This window comes from Gluconacetobacter tumulisoli (assembly GCF_014174155.1).
Lineage (GTDB): Bacteria > Pseudomonadota > Alphaproteobacteria > Acetobacterales > Acetobacteraceae > Gluconacetobacter > Gluconacetobacter tumulisoli.
In genome coordinates, this window is record NZ_JABEQM010000001.1 from 244,817 (window position 1) to 264,641 (window position 19,825).

Here is a 19,825-nt window from a genome sequence, read left to right on the forward strand (position 1 = left end):
CCTGAACCGCGGTCCGGGTAACACAGTCAGGAGACCCGGATATGGCCAAGAAGATCGTTGGCTACATCAAGTTGCAAATTCCCGCCGGCAAGGCGAATCCGTCCCCGCCGGTCGGTCCGGCGCTGGGTCAGCGCGGCCTGAACATCATGCAGTTCTGCAAGGAGTTCAATGCCAAGACCCAGGGTCTGGAACCCGGCATGCCGATCCCGGTGGTCATCACTGCGTTCGCCGACCGGACGTTCACGTTCATCACGAAGACCCCGCCGAACACCTACTTCCTCATGAAGGCCGCCAACATCAAGAAGGGCAGCTCGACCGTGGGCAAGTCCGCCGCTGTCGGCAGCGTCACGATGGCGCAGCTGCGCGAGATCGCGGAACAGAAGAAGCAGGACATGAATGCCAACGATCTGGATGGGGCCGTGCGTATGCTGATCGGTTCCGCCCGGGCGATGGGCCTTACGGTGGTGGAGGGCTGATTCCATGGCGAAGAACAAGCGTCTGGCCGCCGTGCGCGCCACGATCGATCGTAACAAGCAGTATGGCCTGGACGAGGCCATCGGCCTGGTGAAGCAGGGCGCGACCGCCAAGTTCGACGAGACGATCGAGATCTCGCTGAACCTGGGCATCGACCCGCGTCATGCCGACCAGATGGTTCGCGGCCTGCTGTCCCTGCCGAACGGCACGGGCAAGACCCTGCGCGTGGGCGTGTTCGCCCGCGGCGCGAAGGCCGAGGAAGCGCTGGCCGCCGGTGCCGACGTCGTCGGCGCAGAGGACCTGGCCGAAAAGGTGCAGGCCGGTGAAATCGCGTTCGATCGCTGCATCGCGACCCCGGACATGATGGCCCTGGTCGGCCGCCTGGGTAAGATCCTCGGTCCGCGCGGGCTGATGCCGAACCCCAAGCTCGGCACCGTGACCATGGACGTGAAGGGTGCCGTGACGGCTGCCAAGTCGGGTCAGGTCGAGTACCGCGCCGAAAAGGCCGGCATCATCCATGCCGGCATCGGCAAGGCGTCCTTCGGCGACGACAAGCTGGCCGAGAACATCCGCGCGTTCGTCGATGCGGTGCAGAAGGCCAAGCCGTCGGGCGCCAAGGGCACCTATCTGCGCAAGGCCGCCCTGTCCTCCACCATGGGGGCGGGTATCCGCGTCGACGTGTCCGCCTTCTCGGCGGGCTGATCGCGCCAGAGATGACGCCGCGTCCCCAGGGGCGCGGCGGACAGGAGGCGGGGCGCCGTTCCCATCGGGGAGGGGCGACCCGGTCTTCCGAACCTGTCCATGACCGGATGTGGCGCATGCCTTGATGGCCCCCGCGGGGGCCGCACACGGAAGACGGGGATTGCCGGATTGGGGCGGATCATCCGCCCGCACTGGTTGTTCCGTTGCAAAGGACAGGCGAACCGGAAGGGCGGCCCTGGTGGCCGGGCCTTCCTTGGGTAAACCCGGCCTGCCAGGCCATGTCTGGCGGGCCACGACGGAGACGGGAATTGGACCGTACGGAGAAGCGGGAGTTTGTTGCCTCCCTCGCGGCCGTGTTCGCCGATACGTCCATGGTCGTTGTCACCCGCAATGACGGGCTGACGGTGGCTGATGCGACGGAATTGCGGCGGCGTGTGCGTGCGGCTGGAGCGACTTACAAGGTCGCGAAGAACCGGCTGGCCAACCTCGCCCTGGCAGGGACCCGATTCGAAGGCATCTCGCCGCTGCTGAAGGGGCCGACCGCATTGTCGTGGTCGGCGGATCCTGTGGCCGTGGCCAAGGTGCTTGTCGAGTTCGCCAAGACCAACGAAAAGCTTGTCGTGCTCGGTGGAGCGCTCGGACCCCAGACACTGAATGTGGATGGGATCAAGGCGCTGGCCGAGCTGCCGTCCCTGGATACGCTCCGGGCGCAGCTGGTGGGGCTCATCTCCACGCCGGCCACGCGCATCGCGGGTGTCCTCCAGGCGCCGGCCGGACAGCTTGCGCGGGTTTTCGGGGCCTACGCCAAGAAGGACGAGGCTGCCTGAGCCATTTGCGTTCCGCAGGCGCGGAACGATGAAATTCGCACAGTCTCGTGAAATCGGGATTGTGTTGCGCCAATCAGTGTATAAATTAGGAAGACCGAATCATGGCCGATCTGACCAAACTCGTTGACGAGCTGTCCGCCCTCACCGTTCTCGAGGCCGCCGAGCTCTCCAAGCTGCTCGAAGAGAAGTGGGGCGTTTCCGCCGCCGCTCCGGTTGCAGTTGCCGCCGCGCCGGCCGCTGCCGCTGCCCCGGTGGAAGAGCAGACCGAATTCACCGTGGTCCTCGCGAAGGCCGGTGACAAGAAGATCAACGTCATCAAGGAAATCCGCACCATCACCGGCCTGGGCCTGAAGGAAGCCAAGGATCTGGTCGAAGGCGCGCCGAAGACCGTGAAGGAAGGCGTCACCAAGGACGAAGCCGAGAAGATCAAGAAGGTTCTTGAAGACAACGGCGCGTCCGTCGAAGTGAAGTAATCTGCGGGTTGCCGGCGGTTCCCTGCGGGCCGTCGCTCCTGATCTAACCGAGCGAGGGCGGGACACCTGATGGTTCCCGCCCCCTTGGCCGTTCTGGCGCCCTGACCGTGAGGTCTCGGGCGCCTTTGGCGGTAGAGGACCCATCCTTCGGGGGTGGGTAGGTTGCAGGGCCGCTGCCGGCCCGCAACCGCACACGGCGGTATTTGATGGCCCGTTTCCGGTCGCCGCGGCGTTTGCCGCAGGGCGCGGGGATTTGGGGCCGTTGGGGATGGGGGCAGGATAGACGATGAACGCGATTACGAAATCGTTCACGGGACGCAAGCGCATCCGCAAGAGCTTCGGGCGGATACCCGAAATCGCTCCGATGCCCAATCTGATCGATGTGCAGCGCGCCAGCTACGAGGCGTTCCTGCAGATGAACGTGTCCGCCGACAGCCGGACGCAGACCGGTCTGCAGGAAGTGTTCCGTTCGGTTTTCCCGATCAATGATTTCGCCGGCCGTGGCCGGCTCGAGTTCGTCAACTACGAACTCGAGGAGCCGAAATACGACGTCGAGGAATGCATCCAGCGCGGCCTGACCTTCGCGGCCCCGCTGAAGGTGGTTCTGCGTCTGATCGTCTGGGACGTGGACGAGGACACGGGTTCGCGCTCGATCCGCGACATCAAGGAGCAGCCGGTCTACATGGGCGACATGCCGCTCATGACCGACAACGGCACCTTCATCATCAACGGGACCGAGCGCGTCATCGTCAGCCAGATGCACCGCAGCCCCGGCGTGTTCTTCGACCACGACAAGGGCAAGACCCATTCGTCGGGCAAGTTCCTGTTCGCCGCCCGCGTCATTCCCTATCGCGGCTCGTGGCTCGATTTCGAATTCGACAGCAAGGACCTGATCTACGTCCGCATCGATCGCAAGCGCAAGCTGCCGGTGACGACGCTGCTGTACGCCCTCGAAGGCGCGTCCTCGTCCGCCGCGCGCGCCGCCAAGGCCGCCGAGGGCGGCGACGTGGACGCGATGGACATCCAGGGCATGGATGCCGACGAGATCCTGGGCTATTTCTATGGCCAGGTCGTCTTCGTGAAGACGTCCAAGGGCTGGGCGCGTCCCTTCGACGCCGAATCGTTCCGTGGCTTGAAGCTGCTGGAGCCGCTGATCGACGCCGAGACCGGCGAGGTGGTGGCCGAGGCCGACGCCAAGCTGACGGCGCGGATGGTCCGCAAGATCGCCGAGAAGACAAAGGACGTGCTGGTCGGCGCCGCCGGCCTGATCGGCCGCTACGTTGCCTATGACCTTGTCAATCCGGAAACCGGCGAGATCTATGCCGAGGCCGGCGAGGAGCTGACCGAGGCGCGTCTCGAGGCGCTGGAGGAGGCCGGTCTCGACCGTCTGCCGACGCTGGCCATCGACGCCTCCAACGGTCCGTGGATCCGCAACACGCTGACGGTCGACAAGAACGCGACGCGCGACGATGCGCTGACCGACATCTATCGCGTCATGCGCCCCGGCGAGCCGCCGACCCCCGAGACGGCCGAGGCGATGTTCTCCGGCCTGTTCTTCGACGCGGACCGGTACGACCTGTCGGCCGTCGGCCGCGTGAAGATGAACATGCGCCTGGGGCTGGACGCGCCGGACACCATCCGCGTCCTGCGCAAGGAAGACATCCTGCGTACCATCAAGATCATGTGCGAGCTGAAGGACGGGCGCGGCACGATCGACGACATCGACAATCTAGGCAACCGTCGCGTGCGCTCGGTCGGCGAACTGATGGAAAACCAGTATCGCGTCGGCCTGCTGCGCATGGAGCGCGCGATCCGCGAGCGCATGGGCTCGGTCGATATCGACACCGTGATGCCGCATGACCTGATCAACGCGAAGCCGGCCGCCGCCGCGGTGCGCGAGTTCTTCGGCTCGTCGCAGCTCAGCCAGTTCATGGACCAGACCAACCCGCTGTCCGAGGTCACGCACAAGCGCCGCCTGTCGGCTCTCGGGCCGGGCGGCCTGACGCGCGAGCGCGCGGGCTTCGAGGTTCGTGACGTGCATCCGACCCATTACGGCCGCATCTGTCCGATCGAGACGCCGGAAGGCCCGAACATCGGCCTGATCAACTCGCTGGCGACCTATGCGAAGGTCAACAAGTACGGCTTCATCGAGACCCCGTACCGCCTCGTGCGGGACGGCGTCCTTCAGGACGGGTGGAAGTACCTGTCCGCGATGGAGGAGGAGAAGCTGATCGTCGCCCAGGCCGATGCCCGGCAGGACGTCGAGGGCAAGCTGACGGACGAGCTTGTTTCCGTGCGACGAGGCGGTGATTTCCGCCTGGTCAAGCCGGAAGAGGTCACGGCCTGCGACGTGTCGCCCAAGCAGCTTGTCTCGGTCGCCGCGGCGCTGATCCCGTTCCTGGAGAACGACGACGCCAACCGCGCGCTGATGGGATCGAACATGCAGCGCCAGGCGGTGCCGCTGGTGCGTTCGGACGCGCCGCTGGTCGGCACGGGCATGGAGGCCGCGGTCGCCCATGATTCCGGCGCGACCATCGTGGCGCGTCGCGGGGGCATCATCGACCAGATCGACGGCGCGCGCATCGTGGTCCGTGCGACCGACGAGGCCGGGGCGACCCAGGGCGTCGATATCTATCGGCTGCGCAAGTACATGCGCTCCAACCAGTCGACCTGCATCAACCAGCGTCCGCTGGTGCGCGTGGGCGACCGGGTGCGCGGCGGCGACATCATCGCCGATGGTCCGTCGACCGAGCTGGGCGAACTGGCCCTGGGTCGGAACGTGCTGGTCGCGTTCATGCCGTGGAACGGGTACAATTTCGAGGATTCGATCCTGATTTCCGAGCGCATCGCGCGCGATGACGTCTTCACCTCGATCCATATCGAGGAATTCGAGGTCATGGCCCGCGACACCAAGCTGGGCCAGGAGGAAATCACCCGCGACATCCCCAATGTGGGCGAGGAAGCGCTGCGCAACCTCGACGAGGCGGGCATCGTCTATGTCGGCGCCGAGGTGAACCCCGGCGATATCCTGGTCGGCAAGGTGACGCCGAAGGGCGAAAGCCCGATGACGCCGGAAGAGAAGCTGCTGCGCGCGATCTTCGGCGAAAAGGCGTCCGACGTCCGCGACACGTCGCTGAAGCTGCCGCCCGGCACCACGGGCACGATCGTCGACGTGCGCGTCTTCTCGCGTCGCGGTGTCGACAAGGACGAGCGCGCGATGGCGATCGAGCGCGCGGAAATCGAGCGTCTGGCCAAGGATCGCGACGACGAGCGCGCGATCCAGGAGCGGTCGTTCTATAACCGCCTGCGCGAGCGCCTGGTCGGTCAGGTCGCCGGCACCGGCTTCAAGGGCCTGCGTTCGGGCACCGAGATCACCGACGAGGTTCTGGCCGAGCATCCGCGTGGCGCGTGGCGGAACATCACCGTCGCCTCCGACGCTGTGATGGTGGAGCTGGAGGTGCTGCGGCGCGAGTTCGATGCGGCGGTGGCCCGGATCCAGGCGCGCTTCGAAAGCAAGGTCGAGAAGCTGCAGCGCGGCGACGAGCTGCCCCCGGGCGTGATGAAGATGGTCAAGGTCTTCGTCGCGGTGAAGCGCAAGCTGCAGCCGGGCGACAAGATGGCCGGCCGCCATGGCAACAAGGGTGTCGTCTCGCGCGTCGTGCCGGTCGAGGACATGCCGTTCCTCGAGGACGGCACGCCGGTCGATCTGGTGCTGAACCCGCTGGGCGTGCCGTCGCGCATGAACGTCGGGCAGATCCTGGAAACCCATCTGGGCTGGGCGTGCGCCAATATCGGCCGAGGCATCGGCGAACTGGTCGACGACTACCAGCGTACCGGCGAGAAGAAGCAGGAACTGCTGGGCCGCCTGAAATCGGTCTATGGCGACAAGGTGTATGACGACGCGATCGTCGACCTGCCGAACGAACAGCTGGTCGAACTGGCGAACAACCTGCGCAAGGGCGTGCCGATCGCGACGCCGGTGTTCGACGGCGCGTCGATCCCGGACATCGAGGCGATGCTGGAAAGTGCCGGGGTGAACAAGTCCGGCCAGTCGCAGCTGATCGATGGCCGCACGGGCGAACCGTTCGAGCGTCAGACCACGGTCGGCTACATCTACATGCTGAAGCTGCATCACCTGGTCGACGACAAGATCCATGCGCGGTCCATCGGTCCGTACTCGCTGGTGACCCAGCAGCCGCTGGGAGGCAAGGCGCAGTTCGGTGGCCAGCGGTTCGGCGAGATGGAAGTGTGGGCGCTGGAAGCCTACGGCGCGGCCTATACCTTGCAGGAAATGCTGACGGTGAAGTCGGACGACGTGTCCGGCCGCACCAAGGTCTACGAGGCGATCGTGCGCGAGCAGGACGATTTCGAGGCCGGCATTCCCGAGAGCTTCAACGTGCTCATCAAGGAGCTGAAATCGCTCGGCCTGAACGTGGATCTGGAGCAGAGCGGCAATGACTGACGCTTTCGTCGGTCGCTCCATTCTCTCTTCGACTGTTTTCTTCTCAGGGACGGGGGTGGCCGGCAGGGCCGCCTCCGCCCGGTTCCCCCAGGGGGTTTACGGCGCATGAACGAACTCATGAAGATCCTGGGCCAGACCGGCCAGGCCATGACCTTCGACCAGATCAAGATCCAGCTCGCCTCGTCCGAGCAGATCCGGTCCTGGTCCTATGGCGAGATCAAGAAGCCCGAGACCATCAACTATCGCACGTTCAAGCCGGAACGCGACGGGCTGTTCTGTGCGCGGATCTTTGGTCCGATCAAGGACTACGAGTGCCTGTGCGGCAAGTACAAGCGCATGAAGTTCCGCGGCATCGTCTGCGAGAAGTGCGGTGTCGAGGTGACGCTGGCCAAGGTCCGGCGCGAGCGCATGGGCCATATCGAGCTGGCGAGCCCGGTCGCGCATATCTGGTTCCTGAAGTCGCTGCCCAGCCGCATCGGCCTGATGGTCGACATGACGCTGAAGGATCTGGAGAAGATCCTGTATTTCGAGAGCTATGTCGTTCTCGAGCCCGGCACGTCGCCGCTGAAGCAGTACAGCCTGCTGACCGAAGACCAGTACCTGGACGTCATGGATGAGCATGGCGAAGAGGGGATCGAGGTCGGGATCGGTGCCGAGGCGATCAAGAAGGTTCTCGAGCGCATCGACTGCAAGGCCGACAAGGAGCGCCTGCGCCAGGAGCTGAAGGACACGACGTCCGAAGCCAAGCGCAAGAAGCTGGTCAAGCGCCTGAAGCTGATCGAGGCGTTCGCCGACAGCGATTCGCGTCCCGAATGGATGATCATGGATCTGATCCCGGTGATTCCGCCGGAACTGCGTCCGCTGGTCCCGCTGGATGGCGGCCGTTTCGCGACGTCCGACCTGAACGACCTGTACCGCCGCGTCATCAACCGCAACAACCGCCTGAAGCGGCTGATCGAGCTGCGCGCGCCGGACATCATCGTCCGGAACGAGAAGCGCATGCTTCAGGAATCGGTCGATGCGCTGTTCGACAACGGCCGTCGCGGCCGCGCGATCACGGGCGCCAACAAGCGCCCGCTGAAGTCGCTGTCCGACATGCTGAAGGGCAAGCAGGGACGGTTCCGCCAGAACCTGCTGGGCAAGCGCGTCGATTATTCCGGCCGTTCGGTCATCGTGGTCGGCCCCGAGCTGAAGCTGCATCAGTGCGGCCTGCCGAAGAAGATGGCGCTGGAGCTGTTCAAGCCGTTCATCTACTCGAAGCTGGAAAAGTACGGCCACGCCACCACCATCAAGGCCGCGAAGCGGATGGTGGAAAAGGAGCGTCCCGAGGTCTGGGACATCCTGGAAGAGGTGATCCGCGAGCATCCGGTGATGCTGAACCGCGCGCCGACGCTGCATCGCCTGGGCATCCAGGCGTTCGAGCCGGTGCTGATCGAAGGCAAGGCGATCCAGCTCCATCCGCTGGTCTGCACCGCCTTCAACGCGGATTTCGACGGCGACCAGATGGCCGTGCACGTCCCGCTGAGCCTCGAGGCGCAGCTGGAAGCGCGCGTGCTGATGATGTCGACGAACAACATCCTCAGCCCCGCGAACGGCAAGCCGATCATCGTGCCGTCCCAGGACATCGTGCTGGGCCTGTATTATCTGAGCCTGGAGACGCCGGAATTCCTGGTGACCCCGGACCGGAACGAATATGACGCCGAAGGCCGGGTCACGGTGACGGGCGCGTCGTCGTTCGCGACGATCGGCGAGGTCGAGTATGCCTTGTCGGCCGGCGCGATCAAGCTGCACGACAAGATCGTCGCGCGCTTCGACACGGTCGATGCCGAGGGCAAGCCGGTGCGCCAGACGGTCGTCACGACGCCGGGCCGCATGCTGATCGCGCAGATCCTGCCGCGCCATCCGGCGATTCCCTTCACGCTGATCAACAAGCAGCTGACGAAGAAGAACGTCTCGGACGTTATCGACGCGGTCTACCGCCATTGCGGCCAGAAGGAATGCGTCATCTTCTGCGACCGGCTGATGGGGCTGGGCTTCCGTCACGCGGCGAAGGCCGGTATCTCGTTCGGCAAGGATGACATGATCATCCCGGTCGAGAAGAAGGAGCTGGTCGATCGCACCGCGACCGAGGTCAAGGAGTTCGAGCAGCAGTACCAGGACGGCCTGATCACCGCCGGCGAGCGCTACAACAAGGTGGTCGACGCCTGGTCGCGCTGCACGGACGAGGTGCAGGCCGCGATGATGAAGGAGATCTCGCGACAGGAGGTCGGCAAGGTCACGAACTCGGTGTGGATGATGAGCCACTCCGGTGCCCGTGGGTCGCCGGCGCAGATGAAGCAGCTGGCCGGCATGCGCGGCCTGATGGCCAAGCCGTCGGGCGAGATCATCGAGCAGCCGATCATCGCCAACTTCAAGGAAGGCCTGTCGGTTCTCGACTACTTCACCTCGACCCACGGCGCGCGCAAGGGCCTGGCCGATACGGCGCTGAAGACCGCGAACTCGGGCTACCTGACCCGTCGCCTCGTCGACGTCGCGCAGGACTGCATTATCGTCGAGGACGATTGCGGTTCCGAGCGCGGGCTGACGGTGCGCGCGGTGATGGATGGCGGCGAGATCGTGTCTTCGCTGTCCGAACGCATTCTCGGCCGCACGGTCGCCGCGGACATCATCGACCCGGCAACGGGCGCGGTGCTGCTGAAGCGCGACTCGCTGATCGAGGAGGCGCAGGCCGAGAAGATCGAGAAGGCGGGCGTCGAGAGCGTGCTGATCCGTTCGGTGCTGACCTGCGAAAGCCGGGTCGGCGTCTGCGGCCTGTGCTATGGCCGCGACCTGGCACGCGGCACGCCGGTCAATATCGGCGAGGCCGTCGGCGTGATCGCGGCCCAGTCGATCGGCGAGCCGGGCACCCAGCTGACCATGCGTACCTTCCATATCGGCGGTGCGGCACAGCGTGGCGCCGAACAGTCGATGGTCGAGGCGTCGCGTGACGGCAAGGTGACGATCAACAACCGCAACGTCGTCCATAACAGCCAGAACGTCCCCATCGTGATGTCGCGCAACTGCGAGATCGTGCTGACGGACGAGAAGGGAACCGAACGCGGACGCTACCGCGTGCCGTATGGCGCCCGCCTGCTGGTGGACGAGGGGGCGTCGGTCACCCGTGCGCAGAAGATGGCCGAGTGGGACCCGTACACCCTGCCGATCATCACCGAGCAGTCGGGAACGGTGGAATATCTCGACCTGATCGATTCCATCACCCTGGTGGAGCGGATGGACGAGGTCACCGGCCTGACCTCCAAGGTCGTCGTCGACTACAAGCAGGCGGCGAAGGGGGTGGACCTGCGTCCGCGCCTGCAGCTGAAGGATGCGAACGGTCACGTCATAAAGCTGTCGAACGGCAACGACGCCCGCTACTTCCTGTCGCCCGATTCGCTGCTGTCGGTCGAGAACGGCGCGCAGGTCAGCGCGGGCGACGTGCTGGCCCGCATCCCGCGCGAGGGGTCGAAGACCCGCGACATCACCGGTGGTCTGCCGCGTGTCGCGGAATTGTTCGAGGCCCGTCGTCCGAAGGATCACGCGATCATCTCGGAGACCGACGGCCGCGTGGAATTCGGCAAGGACTACAAGGCCAAGCGCCGCGTCATCGTGAAGAACGACGAGACCGGCGAGGAAACCGACTACCTGATCCCCAAGGGCAAGCATGTGTCGGTCCAGGAAGGCGATTTCGTCCGCGTGGGCGATCCGCTGGTCGACGGTCCGCGCGTGCCGCATGACATCCTGAAGGTCCTGGGGGTCGAGGCCCTGTCGGACTACCTCGTGAACGAGATCCAGGACGTCTATCGTCTGCAGGGCGTGAAGATCAACGACAAGCATATCGAGGTAATCGTTCGCCAGATGCTCCAGAAGGTCGAGATCCTGGAGCCCGGCGACACGACCTACCTGATTGGCGAGACGGTGGATCGGATCGAGTTCGAGACCGAGAACACGAAGCGTCTGAACGCGGGCGAGCGGGCGGCGGCGGCGATGCCTGTCCTCCAGGGCATCACCAAGGCCTCGCTGCAGACCCAGTCCTTCATCTCGGCCGCGTCGTTCCAGGAGACCACCCGCGTGCTGACCGAGGCCGCCACGGCGGGCAAGAAGGACACGCTGAACGGCCTGAAGGAAAACGTGATCGTGGGCCGTCTGATCCCCGCGGGCACGGGCAGCGTCATGAACAAGCTGCGGGCCATTGCTGCCGGACAGGACCGTGAGCGCATCGCGCAGGCGCGCCCTGTGGTGACGAAGGCGGACTGAGCCGCCGGGAATCGGAAAAAAGGCCGGGTGGCGACACCCGGCCTTTTTTTTGGCCGAGTCCGGGCTGGCGCGAATCGGACAGGTGTGGGATAGGCCGTCAGCACGCGCGGATCTGCCGTCGCCGCATGTCAGATGCGGTGGTCGGACGTGGGTGTTTCGGCGGAATTCGGCCGCGAATCCCGAGGTACTACTTGACTCCGGGTCGCGCGCCTCGTAGGTTCCGCGCCCTCGGCTAGCCCCGTCTCGCAGGACGTCGTTGGCCGTCGAATGCAGCATGCAGGCATGCGGTGCCGTGGCCCTCAGGGGTCGCCAAGGCCGGATGTTAATATGATGCCCAGGCGAATGATGCTCATTCGATGGGATTTTGTTGTGAACGACAGTCGGCAGCCCGATACGCGGTTGGCCGGCCGAAATTTGTAAGGATCGGGAAAGGCGTATGCCGACCATCAACCAGCTGATCGCCAAAGGCCGCGAGCCCGCAGCCAAGCGCAACAAGGTGCCTGCGCTGCAGGGTTGCCCGCAGAAGCGCGGCGTCTGCACGCGCGTCTACACAACGACACCGAAGAAGCCGAACTCGGCCCTGCGTAAGGTTGCCAAGGTGCGTCTGACGAACGGCTATGAGGTCGTCAGCTACATCCCGGGTGAAGGCCACAACCTGCAGGAGCACAGTGTGGTCCTGATCCGCGGCGGCCGCGTCAAGGATCTTCCGGGCGTGCGCTATCACATCCTGCGTGGCGTTCTGGATACCCAGGGTATCGCCAAGCGTCGTCAGCGTCGCTCGCTCTATGGCGCGAAGCGTCCGAAGTAAAAGGAATAACCAGGCATGAGTCGCCGTCATCGCGCCGTGAAGCGCGAGATTCTTCCCGATCCGAAATTTGGTGACGTCGTCATCACGCGCTTCATGAATGCGCTGATGTATGACGGCAAGAAGTCCACCGCCGAAGGCATCGTCTATGGTGCCCTTGAGGTGATGCGTCGTCGCGGCGGTGCGTCCGCCGACCCTGTGGTGATGTTCCACGGCGCCCTGGACAATGTGAAGCCGGCCGTCGAGGTTCGCTCGCGGCGCGTCGGCGGCGCGACCTACCAGGTGCCCGTCGAGGTTCGTGCCGAGCGCCGCCAGGCGCTGGCCATCCGCTGGCTGATCGACGCCTCGCGCAAGCGCGGCGAGAACACGATGCAGGAGCGCCTGTCCAACGAGCTGCTCGACGCGGTCAACAATCGCGGCGCCGCCGTGAAGAAGCGCGAAGACACGCATCGCATGGCCGAGGCGAACAAGGCGTTCAGCCATTACCGCTGGTAAGGGCTGCTGGTCCGGTCTAAAGACCGGCACGCTTCCGGTTAGGAACATTTCAACCCGACTCCCGGCCTGAACGCCGAGGTAACGGAGACAGACGATGGCAAAGGCTAAATTCGAGCGGACGAAGCCGCACTGCAATATCGGCACGATCGGCCATGTCGACCATGGCAAGACGTCGCTGACGGCCGCGATCACCAAGACGCTGGCGAAGACCGGTGGCGCCACCTTCAAGGCGTACGACCAGATCGACGCCGCGCCGGAAGAGCGCGCGCGCGGCATCACGATTTCGACCGCCCACGTCGAGTACGAGACCGCGAAGCGCCACTACGCGCACGTCGACTGCCCCGGTCACGCCGACTACGTGAAGAACATGATCACCGGTGCCGCCCAGATGGACGGCGCGATCCTGGTGGTGTCGGCCGCTGACGGCCCGATGCCGCAGACCCGCGAGCACATCCTGCTGGCCCGCCAGGTCGGCGTCCCGGCGCTGGTCGTCTTCCTGAACAAAGTCGATCAGGTCGACGATCCGGAACTGCTGGAACTGGTCGAGATGGAAGTGCGCGAGCTTCTGTCCGCCTATCAGTTCCCGGGCGATGATATCCCCATCATCAAGGGTTCGGCCCTGGTGACGCTGGAAGACGGCGATCCGGAGATCGGTGAGAACCGCGTGCGCGACCTGATGGATGCGGTTGACGCCTACATCCCGCAGCCGGAGCGTCCGATCGACCGTCCGTTCCTGATGCCGATCGAAGACGTGTTCTCGATCTCGGGCCGCGGCACCGTGGTGACCGGCCGTGTCGAGCGCGGCGTCGTGAACGTCGGTGACGAAATCGAGATCGTCGGCCTGCGCAACACGCAGAAGACCACGGTCACGGGCGTCGAGATGTTCCGCAAGCTGCTGGATCGCGGAGAGGCCGGCGACAACATCGGCGCGCTGGTGCGTGGCACGAAGCGTGAAGACGTCGAGCGCGGCCAGGTCCTGGCGAAGCCGGGCTCCATCACCCCGCACACGAAGTTCAAGGCCGAGGCTTACATCCTGACGAAGGAAGAGGGTGGCCGTCACACGCCGTTCTTCACCAATTATCGTCCGCAGTTCTACTTCCGTACCACGGACGTGACGGGCGTCGTGCACCTCCCCGAGGGCACGGAAATGGTGATGCCGGGCGACAACATCGCCATGGATGTCGAGCTGATCGCTCCGATCGCCATGGACGAGGGCCTGCGTTTCGCTATCCGCGAGGGCGGCCGCACGGTCGGCGCCGGCGTGGTGGCGACGATCACGGCCTGATCGGCTCTTAGGCAGAACTGGCGACCCCGGTCGGAGCGATCCGGCCGGGGTCTCCTTTGGCGGCTCGGGTTCCCCCGAACCAGTAAAGTTGGACTGAACAGACGATGGACAACCAGAACATCCGCATTCGCCTGAAGGCGTACGATCATCGGGTGCTCGACAACAGCACCAAAGAGATCGTCAACACGGCGAAGCGTACGGGTGCGCGGGTTCGGGGTCCTATCCCGCTGCCGACGCATATCGAACGGTTCACCGTGAACCGCTCTCCCCACGTGGACAAGAAAAGCCGCGAGCAGTTCGAGATTCGGACTCATCGCCGGCTGCTCGACATTGTCGAGCCGACCCCGCAGACCGTGGACGCCCTCATGAAGCTCGACCTCGCCGCTGGCGTGGATGTCGAGATCAAACTTTAAGGTCCAGACGATGCGCACCGGATTGATCGCAAAGAAGCTGGGCATGACCCGGCTGTTTAAGGAAGACGGCACCCATGTGCCTGTCACCGTCCTGCATGTGGATAATTTGCAGGTGGTGGACGTCCGTACCCAGGACCGCGACGGCTACACCGCCGTGCAGCTGGGTTTCGGCGATGCCAAGGTGAAGAACGTCTCCAAACCGAACCGCGGCCATTTTGCCCGTGTGAAGGTTGAGCCCAAGAAGAAGCTGGCCGAGTTCCGCGTTGCGGAAGACGCCGTCCTGGAATCGGGCGCCACGCTGTCGGCCGCCCATTTCGTGGTGGGACAGAAGGTCGACGTGACCTCCACCAGCAAGGGCAAGGGCTTTGCCGGCGCGATGAAGCGCTGGAACTTCGCGGGTCTCGAGGCCACCCACGGCGTGTCCGTCAGCCATCGTTCGCATGGCTCGACCGGTAACCGCCAGGACCCGGGCAAGACCTTCAAGAACAAGAAAATGGCCGGCCATCTCGGGTCCGAGCGCGTGACCACCCTCAATCTCGAGGTGGCGGCGGTGGATGCCGAGAAGAATCTGCTCATGGTCCGTGGCTCGGTGCCCGGCGGAAAGAACGAGCTGGTTCTGGTTCGTGATGCGATCAAGAAGGCCCGTCATGCCGAGGCGCCGTATCCGGCGGCCCTGGTTGCGGCTGCGGGCTGAGGATAGAGGGCAATGGATTACGAGATCAAAACCCTCGATAACGGAAGCGCCGGTACGGCCGTCCTTCCGGACGAGATTTTCGGGGCGACCCCGCGGGCCGACATCATGGCGCGCGTCGTGCACTGGCAGCTGGCCAAGCGCCGCGCCGGGACGCACAAGGTCAAGGGGATGGGCGAAGTCTCCGGCACGACCAAGAAGCCGTACCGCCAGAAGGGCACCGGCAGCGCCCGCCAGGGCTCGCTGCGTGCGCCGCAGTACCGCACCGGTGGCGCCGTTCATGGCCCGGTCGTCCGTGACCATGGCTATGACCTGCCGAAGAAGGTGCGTCGCCTGGGCCTGATTTCCGCGCTGTCGCAGAAGGCCGCGGAAGGCAAGCTGGTGGTGCTGGACGCCGCGACCGTGTCGGGCAAGACGTCCGACCTGGCCGCGAAGGTGAAGGCCCTGGGCTGGAAGTCGGTCCTGATCGTGGATGCTACGGTCGAGGAGAATTTCGGCCGCGCCGCCCGCAACCTGCCGAAGATCGACGCGCTGCCGACCGTGGGCGCGAACGTCTACGACATCCTCAACCACGATGTGCTGGCGATCACCCGCGCCGGCGTCGAAGGCCTGAAGGAGCGCCTGGCATGACCAACGTGCTCGCAATCCGCAAGAAGGCGGAGCGCATGTCGCGCGAGGCGATGTACGACATCGTCCGCGCGCCGCTGATCACCGAGAAGGCGACCGCGCTTTCCGAGAAGAATCAGGTGGCCTTCAAGGTCGCGATCGACGCCACGAAGCCGGAGATCAAGGTCGCGGTGGAGACGCTGTTCGGCGTGAAGGTCCTGGGCGTGAACACCCTTGTCCAGAAGGGCAAGACCAAGCGCTTCAAGGGCCGTCCCGGCCAGCGTTCGGATGTGAAAAAGGCGTTTGTGCAGCTTGCCGAGGGTCAGTCCATCGACCTGACCGCGAAGCTGGTCTGACGCGGGGTAGCAAGACATGGCACTCAAGCACTTTAACCCGGTCACCCCCAGCCTGCGCGGGACGGTCCTGATCGACCGCAAGGAGCTCTGGAAGGGTAAGCCCGTCAAGGGCCTGACCGAAGGCAAGAACAAGTCCGGCGGACGCAACAACCATGGGCGCACGACCTCGCGCTTCATCGGTGGCGGCCACAAGCAGTCCTATCGTCACGTCGATTTCAAGCGGCGGAAGTTCGATGTGGTCGGCACGGTCGAGCGTCTGGAGTATGACCCGAACCGCACCGCCTTCATCGCGCTGGTGAAGTACGAGGACGGCGAGCTGGCGTACATCCTGGCGCCGCAGCGCCTGAAGGTGGGCGACCAGGTGGTGGCCGGCGCGCGCGTCGACATCAAGCCGGGCAACGCGATGCCGCTGTCGGCCATTCCGGTCGGCACCATCGTGCATAATATCGAGCTGAAGCAGGGCGCGGGCGGCAAGATGGCGCGGTCGGCGGGCACCTATGCCCAGCTGGTCGGCAAGGATGCCGGCTATGCCCAGATCAAGCTGCAGTCCGGTGAACTGCGCGTCGTTCGCGGCGAATGCATGGCGACCGTCGGTGCGGTGTCCAATCCGGACAACATGAACCAGCATCTCGGCAAGGCGGGCCGCAACCGCTGGCTGGGTCGTCGTCCGCACAATCGTGGCGTCGTGATGAACCCGGTCGACCATCCGCATGGCGGTGGTGAAGGTCGCACCTCGGGCGGCCGTCATCCGGTCACGCCGTGGGGCAAGCCGACGAAGGGTTACAAGACCAGGGTCAACAAGCGTACGGACAGTCTGATTATCCGTCGCCGGAAGACCGGCAAGTAAGGGGCAAAGAAGATGGCACGTTCCGTCTGGAAGGGCCCGTTCGTGGACGGGTATCTACTGAACAAGGCCGATGCGTCGCGCGCGTCGGGCCGTAACGAGGTGATCAAGATCTGGTCGCGTCGCTCGACAATCCTGCCGCAGTTCGTCGGTCTGACGTTCGGCGTCTATAACGGGCGCAAGTTCCTGCCCGTGCAGGTGTCGGAGAACATGGTCGGGCACAAGTTCGGCGAGTTCTCGCCGACTCGTACCTTCACGGGTCACTCCTCGGACAAGAAAGCGAAGCGGGGCTGATCATGAGCAAGCCTAAGCATCCCCGCACGCTGGCGGAGACCGAGGCGCAGGCCCTGACGCGCAACATCCGCGTCAGCCCGCGCAAGCTGAACCTGGTCGCCGGCCTGATCCGCAACAAGCCCGCGTCGCAGGCCGTGGCGATCCTGACGTTCTCGAAGCGTCGGATTGCCCACGACGTCAAGAAGACGCTGGAGAGCGCGATCGCCAACGCCGAGAACAACCACCAGCTGGACGTCGACCAGCTGGTCGTCGTCCGGGCCGAGGTCGGCAAGTCGATCGTCATGCGCCGCTTCCATGCACGTGGCCGCGGCCGTTCGGCGCGCATCGAGAAGTTCTTCAGCCACCTGAAGATCGTCGTTGCCGAACGCGCGGCAGAGGCTGAGACAACCGAGCAGAAGGCGGCCTGATCATGGGACACAAAGTCAATCCGATCGGGCTGCGGCTCGGCATCAACCGCACCTGGGACAGCCGTTGGTATGCCGGCGCCGACTATTCGCGCCTGCTGCATGACGACCTGAAGCTGCGCTCGCACCTGCGTCGCAAGCTGTCCGGCGCGGGCGTGTCCCGTGTGGTCATCGAACGTCCGGCCAAGAAGCCCCGCGTGACGATCTATGCCGCCCGTCCGGGCGTCGTGATCGGCAAGAAGGGCCAGGACATCGACGTGCTGCGCAAGGACCTGGCCCGCATGGCCAAGACCGACGTCGCGCTGAACATCGTCGAGATCCGCAAGCCGGAAATCGACGCGACGCTGGTTGCCGAGAACATCGCCCAGCAGCTGGAGCGCCGCGTGGCGTTCCGTCGTGCGATGAAGCGCGCCGTGCAGTCCGCCATGCGTCTGGGCGCCCAGGGTATCCGGATCAATTGCGGCGGCCGTCTGGGCGGTGCGGAAATTGCGCGCGTCGAATGGTACCGCGAGGGTCGGGTTCCGCTGCACACGCTGCGCGCGGACATCGATTACGGCGTGGCCACGGCGAAGACCACCTATGGCACCTGCGGTGTGAAGGTGTGGATCTTCAAGGGCGAGATCCTTGCCCAGGATCCGATGGCGCAGGATCGTCGCGCCGCCGAGCAGGCCCCGCAGCGCTGAGCTGCGGGACTTAGGACCGAGAAGGGCGCCAGGCGGCGCGTGAGGATTTAGAGCAATGCTTTCCCCAAAGCGGACAAAGTACCGCAAGGCCCACAAGGGCCGCATTCATGGGCTGGCGAAAGGCGGGACGACGCTGAATTTCGGTGCGTTCGGCCTGAAGGCCCTGGAGCCGGAGCGGGTGACCGCCCGGCAGATCGAAGCTTCCCGCCGGGCCATCACCCGCGCGATGAAGCGTGCCGGTCGCGTGTGGATTCGGATCTTTCCCGATCTTCCCGTCTCGACAAAGCCGGCGGAAGTGCGTATGGGCTCCGGCAAGGGATCGCCGGAGTACTGGGTGGCCCGTGTTAAGCCGGGTCGTATCCTGTTCGAGATCGAAGGTGTTCCGCCGGAGCTGGCGCGTGAAGCGCTGGCCCTCGGTGCTGCGAAGCTGCCGATCAAGACCAAATTCGTGACCCGTATCGGAGAGGCGTGAGATGGCAAAGGCAACCAAGCCGGCCGATCTGCGTGCCAAGACCGCCGAGGAACTGGAGACGCTTCTCATCGACCTGAAGCGCGAGCAGTTCAACCTGCGGTTCCAGCGCGCGACTGGCCAGAATGAGGGACAGGCTCGTTTTCGCGAGGTGCGGCGTGATATCGCCCGCGTGAAGACGATCGCGTCCCAGGCGGCGAAGAAGAATGCGGCCGGCGCAGGTGCGCCGGCCGCCAAGTCCTGAAGGGAGACGGGCGATGCCGAGGCGCGTCCTGACCGGACGGGTGACCAGCGACAAGATGGACAAGACGGTCACCGTTCTTGTCGATCGTCGGGTCATTCATCCGCTGTATAAGAAGTTCATTCGTCGCTCCAAGAAGTACGCGGCGCATGATGAACTGAACGAGTGCAAGATTGGGGACATGGTGCGCATTGAAGAATGCAAGCCGATCTCCAAGCGCAAGACCTGGACCGTGGTTGTCCGGAATGGTGCCCAGCTGGGTGCCGCCGACGCCGCGTCCGGCGCGCAGGCGTAAGAAGGGCATAGGCTATGATCCATCCCGAGACCAACCTGGACGTCGCCGATAATTCGGGCGCGCGTCAGGTGCAGTGCATCAAGGTGCTGGGCGGTTCCAAGCGGAAGACCGCCTCGGTCGGCGACGTGATCGTCGTGTCCGTCAAGGAAGCGATCCCCCGCGGCAAGGTCAAGAAGGGCGACGTTCACCAGGCGGTGATCGTTCGCACGTCCTACCCGGTGCGTCGCGCCGATGGCAGCGCCATCCGCTTCGACCGTAACGCGGCCGTCCTGATCAACAAGCAGCAGGAGCCGATCGGCACCCGCATCTTCGGGCCGGTTGTGCGTGAACTGCGTGCGCGCAAGTTCATGAAGATCATTTCGCTGGCACCGGAGGTGCTGTGATGGCTGCGCGTATCAGGAAAGGCGACCAGGTCGTCGTGACCACCGGGTCCTCGAAGGGGATCCAGGGCGAGGTGCTCTCGGTCCGTCCCGATGACGGCAAGGCGGTTGTCCGTGGCGTTGCGGTGGCCAAGCGCCACACGCGCCCGAACCGCGCGGGCGAGCAGGGCGGCATCATCGAGAAAGAGATGCCGGTTCACCTGTCGAACCTGAAGCTGGTCGATCCCAAGAGCGGCAAGCCGACGCGCGTCGGTTTCCGGATTCTGGAAGACGGCCGCAAGGTCCGCGTCGCCAAGGCGACCGGCGAAGTCATCGAAGGCTGAGGAGGCGGGG

Annotated in this window: 22 protein-coding genes; all 22 read left to right on the plus strand. The window is 64.8% G+C overall.

Annotated features, from left to right (window positions below; genetic code table 11):
- Positions 1 to 41: 41 nt before the first annotated feature.
- The 22 genes from rplK to rplX all read left to right on the plus strand — a co-directional run bounded on the left by rplK (position 42) and on the right by rplX (position 19,815).
- Complete coding sequence (gene rplK, locus HLH28_RS01110; RefSeq protein WP_182942119.1) at positions 42 to 476, plus strand: 50S ribosomal protein L11; 435 nt, start codon at positions 42 to 44, stop codon at positions 474 to 476.
- Positions 477 to 480: 4 nt separating this feature from the next.
- Positions 481 to 1,176 carry a 50S ribosomal protein L1 gene (gene rplA / locus HLH28_RS01115; RefSeq protein WP_182953329.1) on the plus strand — a complete coding sequence of 232 codons (696 nt, stop codon included), beginning with the start codon at positions 481 to 483 and terminating at the stop codon, positions 1,174 to 1,176.
- A gap of 308 nt (positions 1,177 to 1,484) precedes the next feature.
- A complete protein-coding gene (gene rplJ / locus HLH28_RS01120; RefSeq protein ID WP_182953332.1) occupies positions 1,485 to 2,003 on the plus strand; it encodes a 50S ribosomal protein L10 in 519 nt (172 codons plus the stop codon).
- 101 nt (positions 2,004 to 2,104) lie between these two features.
- The gene (gene rplL / locus HLH28_RS01125) at positions 2,105 to 2,476 is read left to right on the plus strand and encodes a 50S ribosomal protein L7/L12 (RefSeq protein WP_182953334.1); all 372 of its coding nucleotides are present in this window, start codon (positions 2,105 to 2,107) and stop codon (positions 2,474 to 2,476) included.
- Between the two features lie 286 nt (positions 2,477 to 2,762).
- Positions 2,763 to 6,938 (plus strand): DNA-directed RNA polymerase subunit beta, encoded by a 4,176-nt coding sequence (gene rpoB / locus HLH28_RS01130; RefSeq protein ID WP_182953336.1) that lies wholly within the window; start codon positions 2,763 to 2,765, stop codon positions 6,936 to 6,938.
- Between the two features lie 105 nt (positions 6,939 to 7,043).
- The gene (gene rpoC, locus HLH28_RS01135; protein WP_182953338.1) at positions 7,044 to 11,231 is read left to right on the plus strand and encodes a DNA-directed RNA polymerase subunit beta'; all 4,188 of its coding nucleotides are present in this window, start codon (positions 7,044 to 7,046) and stop codon (positions 11,229 to 11,231) included.
- 436 nt (positions 11,232 to 11,667) lie between these two features.
- Complete coding sequence (rpsL, locus tag HLH28_RS01140) at positions 11,668 to 12,039, plus strand: 30S ribosomal protein S12 (RefSeq protein ID WP_003621118.1); 372 nt, start codon at positions 11,668 to 11,670, stop codon at positions 12,037 to 12,039.
- Between the two features lie 15 nt (positions 12,040 to 12,054).
- Positions 12,055 to 12,531: a 30S ribosomal protein S7 gene (gene rpsG / locus HLH28_RS01145; protein ID WP_182942107.1), complete on the plus strand. Its 477-nt coding sequence runs from the start codon at positions 12,055 to 12,057 to the stop codon at positions 12,529 to 12,531.
- A gap of 94 nt (positions 12,532 to 12,625) precedes the next feature.
- Positions 12,626 to 13,816 (plus strand): elongation factor Tu, encoded by a 1,191-nt coding sequence (gene tuf / locus HLH28_RS01150; RefSeq protein WP_182953340.1) that lies wholly within the window; start codon positions 12,626 to 12,628, stop codon positions 13,814 to 13,816.
- 104 nt (positions 13,817 to 13,920) lie between these two features.
- Complete coding sequence (gene rpsJ / locus HLH28_RS01155; RefSeq protein ID WP_007282720.1) at positions 13,921 to 14,229, plus strand: 30S ribosomal protein S10; 309 nt, start codon at positions 13,921 to 13,923, stop codon at positions 14,227 to 14,229.
- A 10-nt stretch (positions 14,230 to 14,239) separates the two neighbouring features.
- The gene (gene rplC / locus HLH28_RS01160; protein ID WP_182942103.1) at positions 14,240 to 14,923 is read left to right on the plus strand and encodes a 50S ribosomal protein L3; all 684 of its coding nucleotides are present in this window, start codon (positions 14,240 to 14,242) and stop codon (positions 14,921 to 14,923) included.
- A 12-nt stretch (positions 14,924 to 14,935) separates the two neighbouring features.
- Positions 14,936 to 15,550, plus strand: coding sequence for a 50S ribosomal protein L4 (gene rplD / locus HLH28_RS01165; protein ID WP_182953342.1), 615 nt, complete (start codon positions 14,936 to 14,938; stop codon positions 15,548 to 15,550).
- A gap of 35 nt (positions 15,551 to 15,585) precedes the next feature.
- Complete coding sequence (locus HLH28_RS01170) at positions 15,586 to 15,882, plus strand: 50S ribosomal protein L23 (RefSeq protein WP_012227954.1); 297 nt, start codon at positions 15,586 to 15,588, stop codon at positions 15,880 to 15,882.
- A gap of 16 nt (positions 15,883 to 15,898) precedes the next feature.
- The gene (rplB, locus tag HLH28_RS01175) at positions 15,899 to 16,729 is read left to right on the plus strand and encodes a 50S ribosomal protein L2 (protein ID WP_182953344.1); all 831 of its coding nucleotides are present in this window, start codon (positions 15,899 to 15,901) and stop codon (positions 16,727 to 16,729) included.
- A gap of 12 nt (positions 16,730 to 16,741) precedes the next feature.
- The gene (gene rpsS, locus HLH28_RS01180) at positions 16,742 to 17,020 is read left to right on the plus strand and encodes a 30S ribosomal protein S19 (protein WP_182942097.1); all 279 of its coding nucleotides are present in this window, start codon (positions 16,742 to 16,744) and stop codon (positions 17,018 to 17,020) included.
- Between the two features lie 2 nt (positions 17,021 to 17,022).
- Positions 17,023 to 17,427: a 50S ribosomal protein L22 gene (gene rplV / locus HLH28_RS01185; RefSeq protein WP_182942095.1), complete on the plus strand. Its 405-nt coding sequence runs from the start codon at positions 17,023 to 17,025 to the stop codon at positions 17,425 to 17,427.
- Between the two features lie 2 nt (positions 17,428 to 17,429).
- On the plus strand, positions 17,430 to 18,107 hold the full coding sequence (gene rpsC, locus HLH28_RS01190) for a 30S ribosomal protein S3 (RefSeq protein ID WP_182942093.1): 678 nt from the start codon (positions 17,430 to 17,432) through the stop codon (positions 18,105 to 18,107).
- A 55-nt stretch (positions 18,108 to 18,162) separates the two neighbouring features.
- Positions 18,163 to 18,579, plus strand: coding sequence for a 50S ribosomal protein L16 (gene rplP / locus HLH28_RS01195; protein WP_182942091.1), 417 nt, complete (start codon positions 18,163 to 18,165; stop codon positions 18,577 to 18,579).
- Between the two features lies 1 nt (position 18,580).
- On the plus strand, positions 18,581 to 18,820 hold the full coding sequence (rpmC, locus tag HLH28_RS01200) for a 50S ribosomal protein L29 (protein ID WP_182953346.1): 240 nt from the start codon (positions 18,581 to 18,583) through the stop codon (positions 18,818 to 18,820).
- Between the two features lie 13 nt (positions 18,821 to 18,833).
- Positions 18,834 to 19,112 (plus strand): 30S ribosomal protein S17, encoded by a 279-nt coding sequence (gene rpsQ, locus HLH28_RS01205; RefSeq protein WP_182953348.1) that lies wholly within the window; start codon positions 18,834 to 18,836, stop codon positions 19,110 to 19,112.
- Positions 19,113 to 19,126: 14 nt separating this feature from the next.
- Entirely contained in the window at positions 19,127 to 19,495 is a 369-nt protein-coding gene (gene rplN, locus HLH28_RS01210; protein WP_007399629.1) for a 50S ribosomal protein L14, read from the plus strand.
- Positions 19,495 to 19,815 (plus strand): 50S ribosomal protein L24, encoded by a 321-nt coding sequence (rplX, locus tag HLH28_RS01215; RefSeq protein ID WP_182953351.1) that lies wholly within the window; start codon positions 19,495 to 19,497, stop codon positions 19,813 to 19,815. The genes rplN and rplX overlap by 1 nt, the downstream gene beginning before the upstream one ends.
- Positions 19,816 to 19,825 lie beyond the last annotated feature (10 nt).

Coding starts and splice junctions, on each gene's coding strand:
- rplK (WP_182942119.1), top strand. CDS start 42: ATGGCCAAGAAGATCGTTGGCTACATCAAGTTGCAAATTCCCGCCGGC.
- rplA (WP_182953329.1), top strand. CDS start 481: ATGGCGAAGAACAAGCGTCTGGCCGCCGTGCGCGCCACGATCGATCGT.
- rplL (WP_182953334.1), top strand. CDS start 2,105: ATGGCCGATCTGACCAAACTCGTTGACGAGCTGTCCGCCCTCACCGTT.
- rpoB (WP_182953336.1), top strand. CDS start 2,763: ATGAACGCGATTACGAAATCGTTCACGGGACGCAAGCGCATCCGCAAG.
- rpoC (WP_182953338.1), top strand. CDS start 7,044: ATGAACGAACTCATGAAGATCCTGGGCCAGACCGGCCAGGCCATGACC.
- rpsL (WP_003621118.1), top strand. CDS start 11,668: ATGCCGACCATCAACCAGCTGATCGCCAAAGGCCGCGAGCCCGCAGCC.
- rpsG (WP_182942107.1), top strand. CDS start 12,055: ATGAGTCGCCGTCATCGCGCCGTGAAGCGCGAGATTCTTCCCGATCCG.
- tuf (WP_182953340.1), top strand. CDS start 12,626: ATGGCAAAGGCTAAATTCGAGCGGACGAAGCCGCACTGCAATATCGGC.
- rpsJ (WP_007282720.1), top strand. CDS start 13,921: ATGGACAACCAGAACATCCGCATTCGCCTGAAGGCGTACGATCATCGG.
- rplC (WP_182942103.1), top strand. CDS start 14,240: ATGCGCACCGGATTGATCGCAAAGAAGCTGGGCATGACCCGGCTGTTT.
- rplD (WP_182953342.1), top strand. CDS start 14,936: ATGGATTACGAGATCAAAACCCTCGATAACGGAAGCGCCGGTACGGCC.
- HLH28_RS01170 (WP_012227954.1), top strand. CDS start 15,586: ATGTCGCGCGAGGCGATGTACGACATCGTCCGCGCGCCGCTGATCACC.
- rplB (WP_182953344.1), top strand. CDS start 15,899: ATGGCACTCAAGCACTTTAACCCGGTCACCCCCAGCCTGCGCGGGACG.
- rpsS (WP_182942097.1), top strand. CDS start 16,742: ATGGCACGTTCCGTCTGGAAGGGCCCGTTCGTGGACGGGTATCTACTG.
- rplV (WP_182942095.1), top strand. CDS start 17,023: ATGAGCAAGCCTAAGCATCCCCGCACGCTGGCGGAGACCGAGGCGCAG.
- rpsC (WP_182942093.1), top strand. CDS start 17,430: ATGGGACACAAAGTCAATCCGATCGGGCTGCGGCTCGGCATCAACCGC.
- rplP (WP_182942091.1), top strand. CDS start 18,163: ATGCTTTCCCCAAAGCGGACAAAGTACCGCAAGGCCCACAAGGGCCGC.
- rpmC (WP_182953346.1), top strand. CDS start 18,581: ATGGCAAAGGCAACCAAGCCGGCCGATCTGCGTGCCAAGACCGCCGAG.
- rpsQ (WP_182953348.1), top strand. CDS start 18,834: ATGCCGAGGCGCGTCCTGACCGGACGGGTGACCAGCGACAAGATGGAC.
- rplN (WP_007399629.1), top strand. CDS start 19,127: ATGATCCATCCCGAGACCAACCTGGACGTCGCCGATAATTCGGGCGCG.
- rplX (WP_182953351.1), top strand. CDS start 19,495: ATGGCTGCGCGTATCAGGAAAGGCGACCAGGTCGTCGTGACCACCGGG.